This window comes from Corynebacterium sp. (genome assembly GCF_030152825.1).
In the GTDB taxonomy this organism is placed as follows: domain Bacteria; phylum Actinomycetota; class Actinomycetes; order Mycobacteriales; family Mycobacteriaceae; genus Corynebacterium.
Map to the genome: position 1 here is coordinate 17,552 of NZ_JASLIP010000032.1, position 13,659 is coordinate 31,210.

Sequence of the window (13,659 nt, forward strand, 5' to 3'; positions counted from 1 at the left end):
AACATGACCACCAAACTCACCTCTCGGTCCTCGCTGCGCTCCCGGCTGACCGGCCGCAACCTTCCCCGCCCGCGGAAGGCGGGCTGGGGCGCGGTAGTCTCCGGGCTCATCGTTGTCATCGCACTGGCCTGGGCTCTCGTGCCGGGGCTGTTCGCCTCGGGCGACCCCGTGAATTCCGGTAGCACCGCCCCACTGCTACCGCCCAGCACCGAGCACTGGTTCGGCACCGACGCCGTCGGCCGTGACCTCTACACCCGCGTGGTGTGGGGCACCCGGCAGTCCCTGCTCGGGGCGCTCGTCGCGGTTCTGCTCGGCATGATCATCGGCACCCTGCTGGGTGTGATCGCCGGCTCCTCCCGCACCCGGCGCGGCTCCAGCACAGGCGGCAAGGGCAGCTGGGCGGACACGCTAATCATGCGCATCGTGGACGTGCTGCTCGCCATCCCGGCCCTGCTGCTTAGCCTCTCGGTGATCATCGTGCTGGGTTACGGCTCGATCAACGCGGCCATCGCCGTGGGTGTCACCAATGTCGCGATGTTCGCTCGCCTCGCCCGCTCCGAGGTGCTGGGCGTGGCGTCCTCCGACTATGTCGAAGCCGCCTACGCCTCCGGCGGCACCCGCGCTTCCGTGCTGTGGAACCACGTCCTGCCGAACTCGCTAACCCCCGTGCTCGCGCTAGCGGCCCTCCAGTTCGGCAGCGCCATCCTGCAGCTGTCCACCCTGAGCTTCCTGGGCTACGGCGCCCCGCCACCGACGCCAGAGTGGGGCCTGATCATCGCCGAGGGCCGGGACTTCATCGCCACGTCCTGGTGGCTGACCGTCCTGCCGGGCCTGGCCATCGTCCTCGTCGTCCTGGCGACCAACCACCTCAGCACCGTCCTCAGCGACCGGGAAGGAGCCCGCTCATGACCACCCCATTGCTGAAGGTCACCGACCTCGCGGTCACGTACAACTCCGCCCACGGCCCCGTGCACGCGGTGACGGACGTGTCCTTCTCCGTCGCACCCGGGCGGGTCACCGCCATCGTGGGAGAATCCGGTTCCGGAAAATCCACCTCCGCCATGGCGACGATGGGGCTGCTGCCTGCCAACGCATCGGCGTCCGGAAAAATCGAGCTCAATGGGCAGGACCTGAACCGAGTCACGCAACAGCAGTGGCGGGACGTCCGCGGCCTGACGATCGGGCTCATCCCGCAGGATCCCGGGACCTCGCTGAACCCCGTGAAGACCATCGGCGACTCGGTTGGCGAGGTGCTGCGCATTCACCGCCAGGCGCTGGGCAATCCCAGCAAGGAGGAGCGCCGCGCAACCGTCATCGAGCTCCTGGACGCAGTGGGCATCGACAACCCCGAGCTGCGCTACAACCAGTATCCGCACGAGCTCTCCGGCGGTATGCGGCAGCGCGCCCTCATCGCCGCCGCGCTGGCCACCGAACCAGACCTCATCATCGCTGACGAACCCACCAGCGCATTGGATGTGACGGTGCAGCAGACGATCCTGGACCTCATCGACCAGCTGCGGGAGGACCGCGGCATTGGCGTCCTGCTCATCACGCACGACCTGGCCGTGGCCAGCGACCGGGCCGACGAACTGGTGGTCATGCAGTCCGGCCAGGTCAAGGAGGCCGGACTCACCGGCCGCATCCTCGGCGATCCGCGGCACCCCTACACCCGCCGGCTGCTCGCTGACGCCCCTGGGCTGACCAACCCCGTGCGCCAACCGGCCCGCGCCCGGAAGCATGCGGGAACCAGCGCCCCTGGGACCGCCGGCCCCGAGACCGGTGCGCCTGGCAACGAGGTGGAGCCCGAGGAAAAGGATGCGGGCGCCCGCGCGGCACATGGCTCCGAGCCACGCGGCCCCAAGGCACGCGGCTCCGAGGAGCCCACTCCCCCGCTGCTGCGCGTCAGCTCGATGAGCAAACAGTTCCACACCACCCGTGGCCAAGAAGCATTCACCGCAGTCGACGGCGTGAGCTTCTCCGTCACCCGCGGCACCACCCACGCGATCGTCGGGCAGTCGGGTTCCGGCAAGTCCACCCTGGCGCGCATGATCTGCGCCTTCGAAGAGCCCAGCGCGGGCACCGCCTACCTCGAGGGCGCTGCCATCAGCGAGCTCGCGGACAAAGACCCGCGCCAACTGCGCCGCAGGCTGCAGATGGTCTACCAGAACCCCTATGGCTCGCTCGACCCGCGCCAGTCCATCGGTTCGGCGATCGCCGAGCCGCTGCGAAACCTCAGCTCGCTCTCACGGACCCAGATCCGCGAAAAGGTCTCCGAGGTGTTGGACCAGGTCAGCCTGCCCGAGGCGCTGGCCAACCGGCGTGCCGGGGAGCTTTCCGGCGGGCAACGCCAGCGCGTGGCCATCGCCCGCGCGCTGGTCCTGGAGCCGGAGCTGTTGGTTCTCGACGAGGCCGTATCCGCGCTGGACGTCACCGTCCAGGCCCGCATCCTGGAACTGCTCAACGAGCTGCAGGAGGAGCTGGGCCTGACGTACCTGTTTATCTCCCACGACCTCGCCGTCGTCCGGGAGATCAGCGACACAGTCAGCGTGATGAGCAAGGGCCGCCAGGTGGAGCTGGGCTTCACCGAGGAGATCTTCAATGATCCGCAGCACGATTTCACCCGGGAGCTGCTGCGGGCCATCCCCGGCCAGCGTTACCGCGAAGGCGTGTTCAACCTGGGGCTTTAGGGGCGGAGCATGGCGATCTTCAGCGCGGAGCGGGCGGCGGCGTCCGTCTCCTGGAAGATCACCGGATCCTCTCCCACCTTCGGTGAGTTCGTCATATCTGCCCGAACCTCCCGCAGCGGCACGCCCAGCATGTGCACCCGGGGGTCGCGCTGACCGCTCGCGCCAATCAGCAGGCCGGTCTCCCGGTCCACCTCCGGGGCGCCGGACGGGGAACCATCGCCCCAGGCCCAGGCCCGCATCCGGGACTGCGCCAGCAACTGCGTACTCAGCGGGCAAGCCGTGTGCCGTACATCCGGGTCGTGGATCAGCGCCTCGATCAGCGCAGGCGAGCACACCTCCTCCCCCGTCGTCGCGGAACTAACTCGAAACGCCGGGGCCTCCTCGTCCACGGTGAGCTCCGGCTTCGCGCCAAGAAAGCGCACCAGCCCGGCGTCGATGAGCGCGAACAGCTCGGCGGTGCGGAAGGCCGGCGGACCCACGCTCACCATCTGGGCGATGCTGCCGAAGAGCGCGTATTCCTCTTCGCGGGAGGCCTGCGTGAACCGCCCCGGCTCGTCGACCAGGGTGATCCGCTTCAGCGCCGCGCCGAAGCTGAATAGCCCCATCTTCACCGGGGATTCTTCTCCGCGCTGTGCCTCCCGCCAGTCGCCGAGGAGCTGTTCGGACAGGCTCCGGGTAAAGGAGTCGATGCTCATCTCCTCGCCCGCTGCCTCCGCCTTGTCCTCCAGCCGGGAGACCGGGTTGTTCTCCCAGGGGATGTTGAATCGCTCGCCGAAATCCACCAGCCCGTCCAGGCGGTTGTCCTCGTGCATGTTCAGCGGGTCGGTGGCGGGGTCGTCGATGATCTCGGTGACCTTTTTCAGGACGTCAGGTTCGGCCCCCAGCAGCACCCGGTAATAGGCCTCTTGCGCGTCGCGCAGCAGTGCGGGCCAGAGCGTTTTCCCGAAGTCCAGACTATTGGCGGGCAGCGGGGTATCGAGTCGGGCGATGGCCCGGTCCAGGCGGCGCAGCTCCGCGCGCGGCGGCATGCCCGAAAACTCCGGGCGGGGCTGGTGTGGGTAGCCGCGACCAGCCATCGCGAGGATCCGCGGTTCCCGCCCGGAAGGTTGATAGCGCAGGCCCGCCGGCGCGGTGGCGTCGGGAATGAAGGCCCCGCCACGGCCGACCGTGAGCATGGACATGGCGTCGAAAAATCCCATGCCCAAGCCCCGGATCAGGACCTCCTGGCCGGATTCCTCCCAGCTGGAGACGTTGGAAAAGTCCTGATCGGCCGGGTTATTCGGCGCGACCCACTCCAGCTGCTCGTGCTTGGCCGCGGCAGCCGCGAGTTCCTGCTCCTCCGGGGCCAGCTTCGTGTCCAACCAGCCCAGGGCGAGCACCGTCGCGTGCGCGCGCAGGCGGGTGCCGTCCGCAAGTTCGATGGTGTCCGTGCCATCTGCCGCCGGTTCGATGCCCACCGCTTTTGAGCGGTGCACCGTAACCTCGACGGCCTCAGGAACCATGCCCAGCACCGCGGAGAAGGCCCAGCGCAGGTACTCGCCGTACAGGCCCCGCGGCGGGTGCGTATTCGGTTCGGCCTGCTCGATATCCCGTTCCCGGTGGCCCAGGGGCTGGACCGGGTGGCGGGAAAACAGCGCCGCCTTCGCCCCGCGCGGATCGCGCTGCTCGCCCAGCGCCTCGCCACGAACCAGCATGATCCACTCGTACATGGTGGGGCCTTCGAGAACCGGGGCGTGAACGCTGGAGCCAGGCTCCGGGAACAGGGTCACCGCGTCGGCCAGCGTGTTCATGCACAGGTCGAAGTTCTGGTCGGTGCGCCAGACACGTCCCGCACCGGGCTGGACGTCGTCCACCACTGCCACGGCCAGGCGCTCGGGTGCCGCACCCTGCTCCGCCAGCTCCCGGTAGGTAGCCACGATCCGCTCCAGCACGGAGATCCCCCGCGGCCCCGCGCCAATGATCGCGATCCTGCGCTCAATACTGCTCATGGCCCCACCCTACGGATTAACCCGGACCAGCCTGGCTACTCAGCCCTCGAGCCCGAGCGAGTAGAGTAAACAGTTTGCATCCACCCCCGACCGAAGGAAGGTTGACCGCCGCGTATGTCTGCCACCAACACCGCCACCGCCGCCGACTGGCTCGAAGGCGCCCGCCCACACACCTGGGCTAACGCCATCTCCCCGGTGCTGGCCGGAACAGCAGCCGCGGTGACCACCGGCGGGGCGTCCTTCCCACGGGCACTACTCGCTCTCGTGGTCGCGCTCGCGCTAATCATCGGCGTGAACTACGCGAACGACTACTCCGACGGCATCCGTGGCACCGACGACGACCGCTCCGGCCCGCTGCGTCTCACCGGCTCCGGGCTGGTGGAGCCGAAGCTCGTGAAGTACGCCGCCTTCGCCTGCTTCGGCGTGGCTGGGGTCGCCGGGATCGCGCTGAGCCTGCTGAGCGCCTGGTGGCTGATCCTCGTCGGCGCGGTCTGCATCGCCGGAGCCTGGTTCTACACCGGCGGCGAAAACCCCTATGGCTACCGGGGCCTGGGCGAGCTCGCGGTCTTCATCTTCTTCGGCCTCGTCGCGGTGCTGGGCACGGAGTTTACGCAGTCCGGGCAGGTCACCTGGCGCGGGCTCGGCCTCGCGGTGACGATCGGCGCGCTCTCCTCGTCCGTGAACCTGGCCAATAACCTCCGCGACATCCCGACCGACTCGGTCACCGGCAAGATCACCCTCGCCGTGCGCCTGGGCGATGCGGGCACCCGCGCGCTGTGGCTGAGCCTGGTCGGCGGCTCCGTGGTGCTCACCATCGCGCTGGCCTTCGGTCAGCTCGCTGCCCTGCTCGGCCTGCTGGCAGTACCGCTGTGGGTACTGGCCTCCGGTCCGGTACGCAAGGGCGCGCAGGGCAAGGACCTGATCCCGGTGCTGGGGCTCACCGGCCGCGGCATGCTGCTGTGGTCGGTGATGATGCTGATCGCGGCGTTCATCTAGCCACCCAGTTCACGCCGACGCTGCTCCCCCGCTGCGCGATCAGCTGCGCAGCTCCAGCCATAGCACTCGCCCCTCAGCCGCCCCCGCTGATTCTCGCCGCGGCGTTTAGTCGTGCAGGCGGTCCTGCAGCTGCTCCTGCAGCTGGCGCTTGTGCTCGCGCCGCGCGGAGTCCCACTCCGCCATCTGCGCGGTCACCCGCAGCCGCAAGTTTTTAAACATCATCATGGACAGCGGCAGCGCGAGGATGAGCGCCAGCAGCGCGCTCATCAGCAGCGGGAAGAAATTCGCCATCCCCAGCAGAATCACGATCGAGTGGATCACGAAGGTCAGCACCAGGAACAGCAACAGCCGCAGGAACCCATATAGCAGGACATCCCGCCAGGCCTTCGAGCCAAGCTTCGGCTTCTGCCCGGGCGGCCCCGGCAGCGATGGTTCAACCTGGGATGAGTCTTGCGGATTCTGCTTATTAGTCACGCCGTCCAGCCTACGGTCACTGCTTCGCTGGGCACCAATTGCGCTTTAGTTTTAGGACGTCACCCCGGCCCGCCACCGCAGCCCCGCCACTTTTCCCCTACCCACCGAGCCCGTGAGGTGGCTAGAGTCGAGGGGAGACACTACGCCGATTTTCTGCCTTGAAGGAGCATCGCACCCTTGGGTCGCCTCATTATCCTGATCCTGGTCATCATCACGATCGTGATGTTGTGGAAGGCCTTCGGGCCGGGCAGCGGCAATTCTTCCTCGGTGGGCCAGCTGGGCCGCCGGCAGAATAAGCAGCTCGATCAGCAGCCGCGGGCGAAAGGCCCGGACGATGACCCGGACTTCCTGTGGAATATCGAGAAGGAACGCTTCAAGAAGCGCCGTGAGCAGGAACGCCTGGCCGAGGAAGAGGCCGAGCGCGAGAAGCGGGACCGCCTCCGCCGCCAACGGGACGAGGACCAGCAGGACCCGCCCGCCCAGGACTAGCCCCCGGCCGCGCTAAATCTCCACCCGCGGGGAACGCCCCGTGCGGTAGTGGTCGATGAGTAGGAACAGGTTATCCCAGCGCTTGTAGAGCTTCGCCCGTTCCAGCAGGTCCTCATCCTCGAAGACCACCTGCGGATCTGCCACGTCCTCCGCGGCCACCCCGGCGTGGTCGAAGATCCGCTTCGTCAGCCCCGGCGCGATCATCTCGAAGTGGGCGTAGTCCAGCGCCGGATCGCCCACCGTCATATCGGAGAAGTCCAGCACGCCCACACCCTGGTCGGGTAGCCACAACAGGTGTTCCCGCGAAAGATCCCCGTGGGTGAGGCAGCGCCGCAGGTCAGTGCGGAACAGCATGTCGTCCACCTCGGCCATGATACCCTCGGCGCGGGCGTACTCCGCCGCCGAAAGCTCGGGTTTCAGCACTTCCACCATTCGGTGGCGCATCACCTCGTGCTTGCCCGGCAGGGTGCGCTCCGTATAGTTCAGCCCGGGTCGCGCCCCCTCGGTGGCCGGGCTGATCGGCACCCCGCCGACCTCGTGAACGCCCGTCGCGTCACTCTGCCCCGGGCCGTCGGCCCACCAACTCTCCAGGTTGCTAGCCGGCGGGAGGCTGGAGTTCATCGTGTGCATCGCCGCCAGCAGGCTGCCCAGCTGTTCGACGACGAGTTCCTGCTGTTCGACGTCCATCTGCTGCCAGACGTTCGCGTCCAGCGGGGTGCCGTCGATGACGGAGAGCAGGGTCACCCGGATGCGCCGCTGATTGCCGGTGAATCGGCGCGGCACGTGGGCCTGGCGCACCGTCTGCGGCAGGCGGGCGTTGGAGCGGTGCCCCAGCGCCGCGATCACCCCGGACTCCCGGGAGGCCTGCAGGCGGTAGGCCTCGGTGTATGGGGCGCGGACGATGACGCGATTCGGGACCATGTCCGCGAATTCCCCTTCGTCGCTGCGCACGCCCTCCAGCAGGATGACGGCGTGGTCCATGCCCTGCTTCGGCAGGAGGATGTTCTCCCAGGCCAGGTCCTGCCAGATCAGCTTGATGAAGATCGGCAAGGTCTCCGGGCGCAGGTCCTCGCGGCTGTAGTCGTGCGCCACCTCCGCCCGGTCGATGTTGCCGGTGCGGATGTCCTCCGCGCTCAGCTTGCCGATGGGCTGGTAGTTCCCGGAAGAAAAGCCGCCCTGCTGCTCTGTCACTCTCGTTGCCTCACTTTTCCCATTCCGCCTGGGCGCACAATTGCCTCAGGTATTGACCATAGGGGCTGGCTCCATGCGCGTCGGCGTTATCCCGCAACTGCTCGTCGCTGATCAACCCCATGCGCCACGCGACCTCCTCCGGGCAGCCAACCTTCAGGCCTTGCCGCTTCTCGATCGCACCGACGAAGTCGCTGGCGCCGTTGAGGTCGTCGATCGTGCCGGTGTCCAGCCAGGCCGTGCCACGGGGCAACACCTCCACATGCAGGCGGCCCTGCTCCAGGTAGGCCTGGTTGATGCCGGTGATCTCCAGCTCGCCACGGGCGGAGGGCTGAAGCTGCTTGGCGATCTCCACCACGTCCGGGCCGTAGAAATACAGTCCCGGCACCGCATATGGGGAGCGCGGCTTCGCGGGCTTCTCCTCAATGGAGATGGCCTTGCCGGTCTCGTCGAAATCCACGACCCCGTAGGCGGTGGGGTCGGCGACGGCGTAGCCGAAGATCACTCCGCCGTCCGGCTCGTTGAAGCGGCGCAGCTGGGTGCCCAGGCCGGAGCCGTAGAAGATATTGTCGCCCAGCACCAGCGCGACCGGCTCGTCGCCGATGAAATCCTCGCCGATGATGAAGGCCTCAGCCAGCCCGCGCGGGGCTTCCTGCGTGGCGTACTCGATGCTCACGCCGAAGCGGCTGCCGTCCCCCAGCAGTTCCTGGAAGGCCCGCTCGTCGCGTTCCGTGGTGATCACCAGGATCTCGGTGATCCCCGCCAGGATCAGAGTGGACAGCGGATAGTAGATCATCGGCTTGTCGTAGACCGGCACCAGCTGCTTCGACACGCTGAAGGTGATGGGCCACAGCCGCGAGCCGGTGCCGCCAGCCAGAATGATTCCGCGCATGATTGCCTAGCCCTCCCCGTGCTCGCCGTAACTGTCAGCGAAGTCCAGAGCCTCGGACCACTCCCGGCGCAGCTGCTGCTCCCAGCCGCGCGCCTCCTGCCAATCAGCCAGGCGCGCGTGAACCTCTGCGAGGGCCGGGGCGGCGGCGTCCTTATCGGAAAGAACCGCATCGGCGCGGTCCACGCCCCAGTCTATCCCCAGCTCTGGGTCGAAGGGATCCACCCCGAACTCCCGATCCGGGTTATAGGCCTCGGTGACCAGGTAATTCAGCACCGCGGTCTCAGAGCGGGCGACGAAGCCGTGCCCCACCCCAATCGGCACGTGCACCGCGTAGTTATTCTCCTCGCTGAGGGTGATCTTGACGTGCTTGCCGAAGGTCGGGGAACCGACCCGCAGATCCACCAGCACGTCCACAACCTCCCCGGCCAGGCAGCTGACGAACTTCGCCTGCCCCGGCGGAACCTCGGCCAGGTGGATGCCCCGAACCACATCGCTGCTGCTGCGGGACACATTCGCCTGCGCGACGTCGAAGGGACAACCCAGGTGCTCCGTGAACTGGGCGGCCCGGAAGGCCTCGTGGAAGCTGCCGCGCGCGTCCCCGAAGACCCGTGGGGCGAATAGCCAGGCACCGGCGATCGGAAGGTCGACGATGGCGGGCTCGGTGGCCGAGTCCAGGGGACGCAAGTCAACAGGCAGCTCTGCGGTACTCATAGCCCATACTTTAGCGCCCAGCCCGGACACACAGCCGTAAGCGGTAGACAGCAAAGCAGCGTCCCCGCACTTTCGCCCGCGAATTTTTCCATAACTACCCCGAAGTGTTTAGCTTTTGCTAACTTTCAGCGCATGGACTCTCCCAACCGTTCAGAAGACCGGCGCATTCTTGGCGCCACCCTCGTCGGCACGACGATCGAGTGGTACGACTTCTTCATCTACGCCCAAGCCGCCGGCCTCGTGTTCGGTACGCAGTTCTTCGCCCCCGCGAGCAGTGATAACCCCAGCCTCGCGCAGGTTTTCGCCTGGGCATCGCTGGGCATCAGCTTCCTCTTCCGCCCGCTCGGCGCCGCCATCGCCGGCCACCTGGGCGACAAGATCGGCCGCAAGAAGGTGCTCGCCGGCACCCTGATCCTCATGGGTGTGGCCACCACCCTGATCGGTGTGCTGCCGACCTACGCCGCCATCGGCATCGCCGCTCCCCTGCTGCTCGTCTTCCTGCGCATCCTGCAGGGCCTGTCCGCGGGAGGCGAATGGGGCGGGGCCGCGCTCCTCGCCGTGGAGCACGCGCCGAAGGGCCGCCGTGGCCATTTCGGCTCCTATCCGCAGATCGGCGTGCCCACCGGACTCGCCCTGTCCACCGTGGTCTTGCTCGCCATCACCGCAATCATCGGGCAGGACGCCTACCTCGACTGGGGTTGGCGTATTCCGTTCCTGTTGAGCTTCGTGCTGGTGATCGTGGGTGTCATCGTGCGCGCAAAGGTCGCCGAATCTCCGGTGTTCCAGGAAATGCGTGAGCGTGCCGCCGAGTCCAGCGCCCCGCTGGGCGTGCTGTTGCGCGACCACTGGCGGCTCGTGATCCGCGCGGCGCTGATCTTTGCCGGTAACAACGCCTCCGGATATATGATCATCGCTTTCATGGGCTCCTATGCCACGAAGGAGCTGGGCCACGACCAGGTCAGCGTCTTCCTGTGCGTGGTCATCGCAGCCCTGGCCTGGATCGCGCTGACGATGTACTCCGGCGGGCTTTCCGACCGCATCGGCCGGGTGCAGACCTTCCTCTGGGGATACGGCATGCTCATCGTGATCGCGGTGCCGGTGTGGTTCTTCATCGACTCCGGCTCGCTGTGGATCTTCGGCATCGGCATGCTCCTGTTCATCCCGGGCCTGGCGCTGTCCTATGGCCCGCAGTCCGCCCTCTACGCAGAGATGTTCCCCCGCGAAGTGCGCTTCTCTGGGGTCTCCGTGGCCTATGCCCTGGGTTCCATCCTGGGTGGCGCTTTCGCACCGATGATCTCCCAGATGCTCTTCAACCGCACCGGGGTGATCTGGACGGTTGGTATCTACCTGATGGTGATGTGCATGATTTCCGTTTTTGCGCTGCTGCGCACCCCCCGTAACCTCGCGGACACCGAGCTCTAAAACACTCCGCCCGCCTGCCCCGCAAGCCACGGGCTTGCGGGGTTTTTCCTATCCCAGCAGCTTCTCCGTTTGGCCGTAGCGGCGCTCCGCCGCCGCACGGGTCTCCTCCCACCACTGCTGGTTATCGCGGTACCAATCGATCGTCGCCGCCAGGCCCGCAGCGAAGTCCGTGTATCTCGGCTGCCAGCCCAGGCCCTCCATCGAGGATGGGTCGATCGCATAGCGGCGGTCATGGCCCGGCCGGTCGCTCACCCAGTCGAAGTCATCCGACTCGCGACCGAAGGCCGCCAAAAGGTCGCGCACAACCTGCAGGTTATTGCGCTCCCCATCCGCACCGATGAGGTAGGTCTGCCCCAGTTCGCCGCGCTCCAGGATCGCCCAGACCGCGTCGTTGTGGTCGTCGACGTGAATCCAGTCGCGGACGTTATCCCCCTTGCCGTAGAGCCGCGGCCGCTGCCCCTGCAGCAGGCCGGTGACCTGGCGCGGGATGAACTTCTCCGGGTGCTGGCGCGGCCCGTAGTTATTCGAGCAATTACTGATCGTGGCCTTCAACCCCAGGCTGCGGACGAAGGCGCGCACCATGTGGTCCGCCGCCGCCTTGGACGCCGAGTAGGGCGAGGACGGCTGGTAGGGAGTCGTCGGAGTGAAGCGCTGCGGATCGTCTAGCGCGAGGTCCCCGAAGACCTCGTCTGTGGAGACGTGGTGCAGGTAGATGCCGTGGCGCACTGCAGCCTCGGCGAGGTGCACCGTCCCATCCACGTTGCTGCGAACGAACAGCGCCGGGTCCAGCAGGGAATTATCGTTGTGCGACTCCGCCGCGAAGTGGACGATGGCCAGCGCGTCCGTGTCCGGAACCTCGGCGGCGACCTCATCGACCAGGGCGAGCACCGCCTCCCGGTCCGCGAGGTCCAGCTGCGTGAAGCGGAAACGCCCCTGATAAGCCTGCTCCAGCGGAGTGCCATCGGTGGTGCGCAGGTTCAGTGGATTGGCGGCATAGGTCATCGCGTCCGCGACATGCACGTGGACGTCAGGGCGGGTGGCTAGCGTGCGGTGAACGAAATTCGCCCCAATAAAACCGGCACCGCCGGTGACCAGCACATGGGCCAACCGGCGGTGGGGCACTGCCGCTTGATGAGCGGTTTGAGCGGTCACGAGGAAGCGTCACACTCCAAGCGTGTTTTTAATCGGTGGTTTTAGTTCAGGCCAGCGTAGGAGTGCAGGCCGGAGACCACCATGTTGATGAAGAAGAGGTTGAAGACCATCGTCGCGAAAGCGATGACGTTGATCCAAGCAGCCTTGGTGCCACGCCAGCCCGGGGTTGCGCGGGCGTGCAGGTACGCGGCGTAGAGGATCCAGGTGATGAAGGAGACCGTCTCCTTCGGGTCCCAGCCCCAGAACCGACCCCAGGCGGCGTCTGCCCAAATCGCGCCGAAGATGATGCCCAGGCCAAAGATCGGCAGGGTCCAGATCGCGCTGCGGTAGGCCAGGGCGTCCAGCTTGGAGGCATCCGGCAGCGGGGAGGCGATGGCGCCGAAGAAGCCCTTCTCCTGGCCCTTTGGGTGCCAGCGGCGCAGCAGGTACATCAGGGAAGCCATGCCGGAGAGCAGGCCGATGCCGCCGCCGATGGAGACGGTGGAGACGTGGATGATGAACCAATTGGACTGCAGGGCCGGGACGACCGGGGCGGTCTCCGCGTAGAGCTTCGTGCCACCGTAGAACAGCAGCAGGGTCACCGGGGTCAGCACCCACGGCCACATCACGCGCATCGAGCGGCGGTTGATCACCACAGCCGCGGCCACCATGGCGAACAGGGTGACGACCGCGACGTACTCGAAGAGGTTGCCCCACGGGAAGCGGTTCGCGGACATGCCACGCAGCACCAGGAATGCGGCGTGCACGGCGATGGCCAGCCACACCAGCGCCTGGGCGATCCCACCGAAGGTATCCGCGCGCTTCACGCGCTGCAGGATCGTCTCGGCGCTCAAACTATCCGGCAGGTCCGCCTCGTCCAGGGAGGAGGTCGCGATGCCAGACACGTCGGCCGCGCCGTCGTCCCCGAACTCATCGGCAGCGACGTCGGTGGTGTCCGCACCGGATGCGCCAGCACCAACCGCCACCTTCTGGCGACGCTTCGCCTCCTGCGGGGTGGCCTCGTTCTTCAGCACCCGGGCGCGCTCGCGGCGGGCGTCGTTCGCCAGGCGGACGAGCCCGTAGTAGAACAGGGACACCGCCAGGGCGAGCAGGTACAGCACCACCGTCGTCTTGTACGCCAGGTCAGAAAACTGCGCGAGATCTTGATTAATCTGCATGGATTATTTCGATTCCTCAACGGACTAAAGGCATGCGCCGACCAAGGCGCATCTCTTGCACATCTAAGATTATCCCCGCCAAGCGGGAAATCCAACACTCCAACGGCGCCGGATAGTGGCAGCGACCAGCAAAAAACGATTCAGCGATCGCGGAGCTGTTCGTCAAGTCCGTCGCCGAAATCCTCTTCCCAGCTACCGCTGGAAGCATGATGTTCCTCGTCCAGGTCCTCCTCCTCGAGGCCCAGGATCCGCTCCGCGGTGCGGTTGAACTCTGCGCCCCAGCCGGCAGCGTCAGTGCGCGCCAGCCCAGCGATCTCCAGCTCGGTGCCCGGCTGGCCGTCGGTACGCGGCGCCAGGCGGATCCACAGGCGGCGGCGCTTGATGGACAGGGAGACCACCAGCGAGGCCAGCATGAGGACCGCGAAGAAGAACACCCACCACAGGGTCGGGTCGTGGCCGATCTGGATGTTGATGAACTCCTTGGCGCCGTCGAAGGTGATCTC

Annotated in this window: 13 protein-coding genes; 5 read left to right on the top strand and 8 right to left on the bottom strand. The window is 66.9% G+C overall.

Going from position 1 to position 13,659, the window contains the following annotated elements; all coding sequences use genetic code 11:
• The first annotated feature begins 3 nt into the window (after nt 1-3).
• On the top strand, nt 4-909 hold the full coding sequence (locus Q1V78_RS03760; protein ID WP_300611764.1) for an ABC transporter permease: 906 nt from the start codon (nt 4-6) through the stop codon (nt 907-909).
• Nucleotides 906-2,687, top strand: a complete 1,782-nt coding sequence (locus tag Q1V78_RS03765; RefSeq protein WP_300611766.1) for an ABC transporter ATP-binding protein — start codon at nt 906-908, stop codon at nt 2,685-2,687. Before Q1V78_RS03760 ends, Q1V78_RS03765 begins: the two co-directional genes overlap by 4 nt.
• On the opposite strand, the gene Q1V78_RS03770 is transcribed toward Q1V78_RS03765, so the two are convergent.
• Nucleotides 2,684-4,675, bottom strand: coding sequence for an FAD/NAD(P)-binding domain-containing protein (locus tag Q1V78_RS03770; protein WP_300611768.1), 1,992 nt, complete (start codon nt 4,673-4,675; stop codon nt 2,684-2,686). The two genes, Q1V78_RS03765 and Q1V78_RS03770, sit on opposite strands and share 4 nt — an antisense overlap.
• Nucleotides 4,676-4,789: 114 nt before the next feature.
• Between Q1V78_RS03770 and Q1V78_RS03775 the strand changes: the two genes are divergently transcribed.
• Nucleotides 4,790-5,671, top strand: a complete 882-nt coding sequence (locus Q1V78_RS03775) for a 1,4-dihydroxy-2-naphthoate polyprenyltransferase (RefSeq protein ID WP_300611770.1) — start codon at nt 4,790-4,792, stop codon at nt 5,669-5,671.
• 105 nt (nt 5,672-5,776) lie between these two features.
• On the opposite strand, the gene Q1V78_RS03780 is transcribed toward Q1V78_RS03775, so the two are convergent.
• Nucleotides 5,777-6,145 carry a DUF4229 domain-containing protein gene (locus Q1V78_RS03780; RefSeq protein WP_300611772.1) on the bottom strand — a complete coding sequence of 123 codons (369 nt, stop codon included), beginning with the start codon at nt 6,143-6,145 and terminating at the stop codon, nt 5,777-5,779.
• Nucleotides 6,146-6,322: 177 nt separating this feature from the next.
• Between Q1V78_RS03780 and Q1V78_RS03785 the strand changes: the two genes are divergently transcribed.
• Nucleotides 6,323-6,634: a hypothetical protein gene (locus tag Q1V78_RS03785; protein WP_300611774.1), complete on the top strand. Its 312-nt coding sequence runs from the start codon at nt 6,323-6,325 to the stop codon at nt 6,632-6,634.
• Nucleotides 6,635-6,646: 12 nt separating this feature from the next.
• Here Q1V78_RS03785 and Q1V78_RS03790 read toward each other — a convergent pair whose 3' ends face one another.
• Genes Q1V78_RS03790 through rfbC form a run of 3 tightly spaced genes read right to left on the bottom strand, consistent with a single transcriptional unit; the run spans nt 6,647 to nt 9,425 of the window.
• Nucleotides 6,647-7,825 (bottom strand): phosphotransferase family protein, encoded by a 1,179-nt coding sequence (locus Q1V78_RS03790; protein WP_300611776.1) that lies wholly within the window; start codon nt 7,823-7,825, stop codon nt 6,647-6,649.
• A gap of 10 nt (nt 7,826-7,835) precedes the next feature.
• Nucleotides 7,836-8,714 (bottom strand): glucose-1-phosphate thymidylyltransferase RfbA, encoded by an 879-nt coding sequence (gene rfbA, locus Q1V78_RS03795; protein WP_300611779.1) that lies wholly within the window; start codon nt 8,712-8,714, stop codon nt 7,836-7,838.
• A gap of 6 nt (nt 8,715-8,720) precedes the next feature.
• Nucleotides 8,721-9,425 carry a dTDP-4-dehydrorhamnose 3,5-epimerase gene (gene rfbC / locus Q1V78_RS03800; protein ID WP_300611781.1) on the bottom strand — a complete coding sequence of 235 codons (705 nt, stop codon included), beginning with the start codon at nt 9,423-9,425 and terminating at the stop codon, nt 8,721-8,723.
• 132 nt (nt 9,426-9,557) lie between these two features.
• Between rfbC and Q1V78_RS03805 the strand changes: the two genes are divergently transcribed.
• Nucleotides 9,558-10,847 carry an MFS transporter gene (locus tag Q1V78_RS03805; protein ID WP_300611783.1) on the top strand — a complete coding sequence of 430 codons (1,290 nt, stop codon included), beginning with the start codon at nt 9,558-9,560 and terminating at the stop codon, nt 10,845-10,847.
• Nucleotides 10,848-10,895: 48 nt separating this feature from the next.
• Here Q1V78_RS03805 and rfbB read toward each other — a convergent pair whose 3' ends face one another.
• From rfbB to Q1V78_RS03820, 3 genes are all read right to left on the bottom strand, one after another.
• Nucleotides 10,896-11,999, bottom strand: a complete 1,104-nt coding sequence (gene rfbB, locus Q1V78_RS03810) for a dTDP-glucose 4,6-dehydratase (protein WP_300611785.1) — start codon at nt 11,997-11,999, stop codon at nt 10,896-10,898.
• A 41-nt stretch (nt 12,000-12,040) separates the two neighbouring features.
• Nucleotides 12,041-13,156, bottom strand: a complete 1,116-nt coding sequence (ccsB, locus tag Q1V78_RS03815) for a c-type cytochrome biogenesis protein CcsB (RefSeq protein ID WP_300611787.1) — start codon at nt 13,154-13,156, stop codon at nt 12,041-12,043.
• 140 nt (nt 13,157-13,296) lie between these two features.
• A partial coding sequence (locus tag Q1V78_RS03820; protein WP_300611789.1) for a cytochrome c biogenesis protein ResB occupies nt 13,297-13,659 on the bottom strand: 363 nt, incomplete at its 5' end.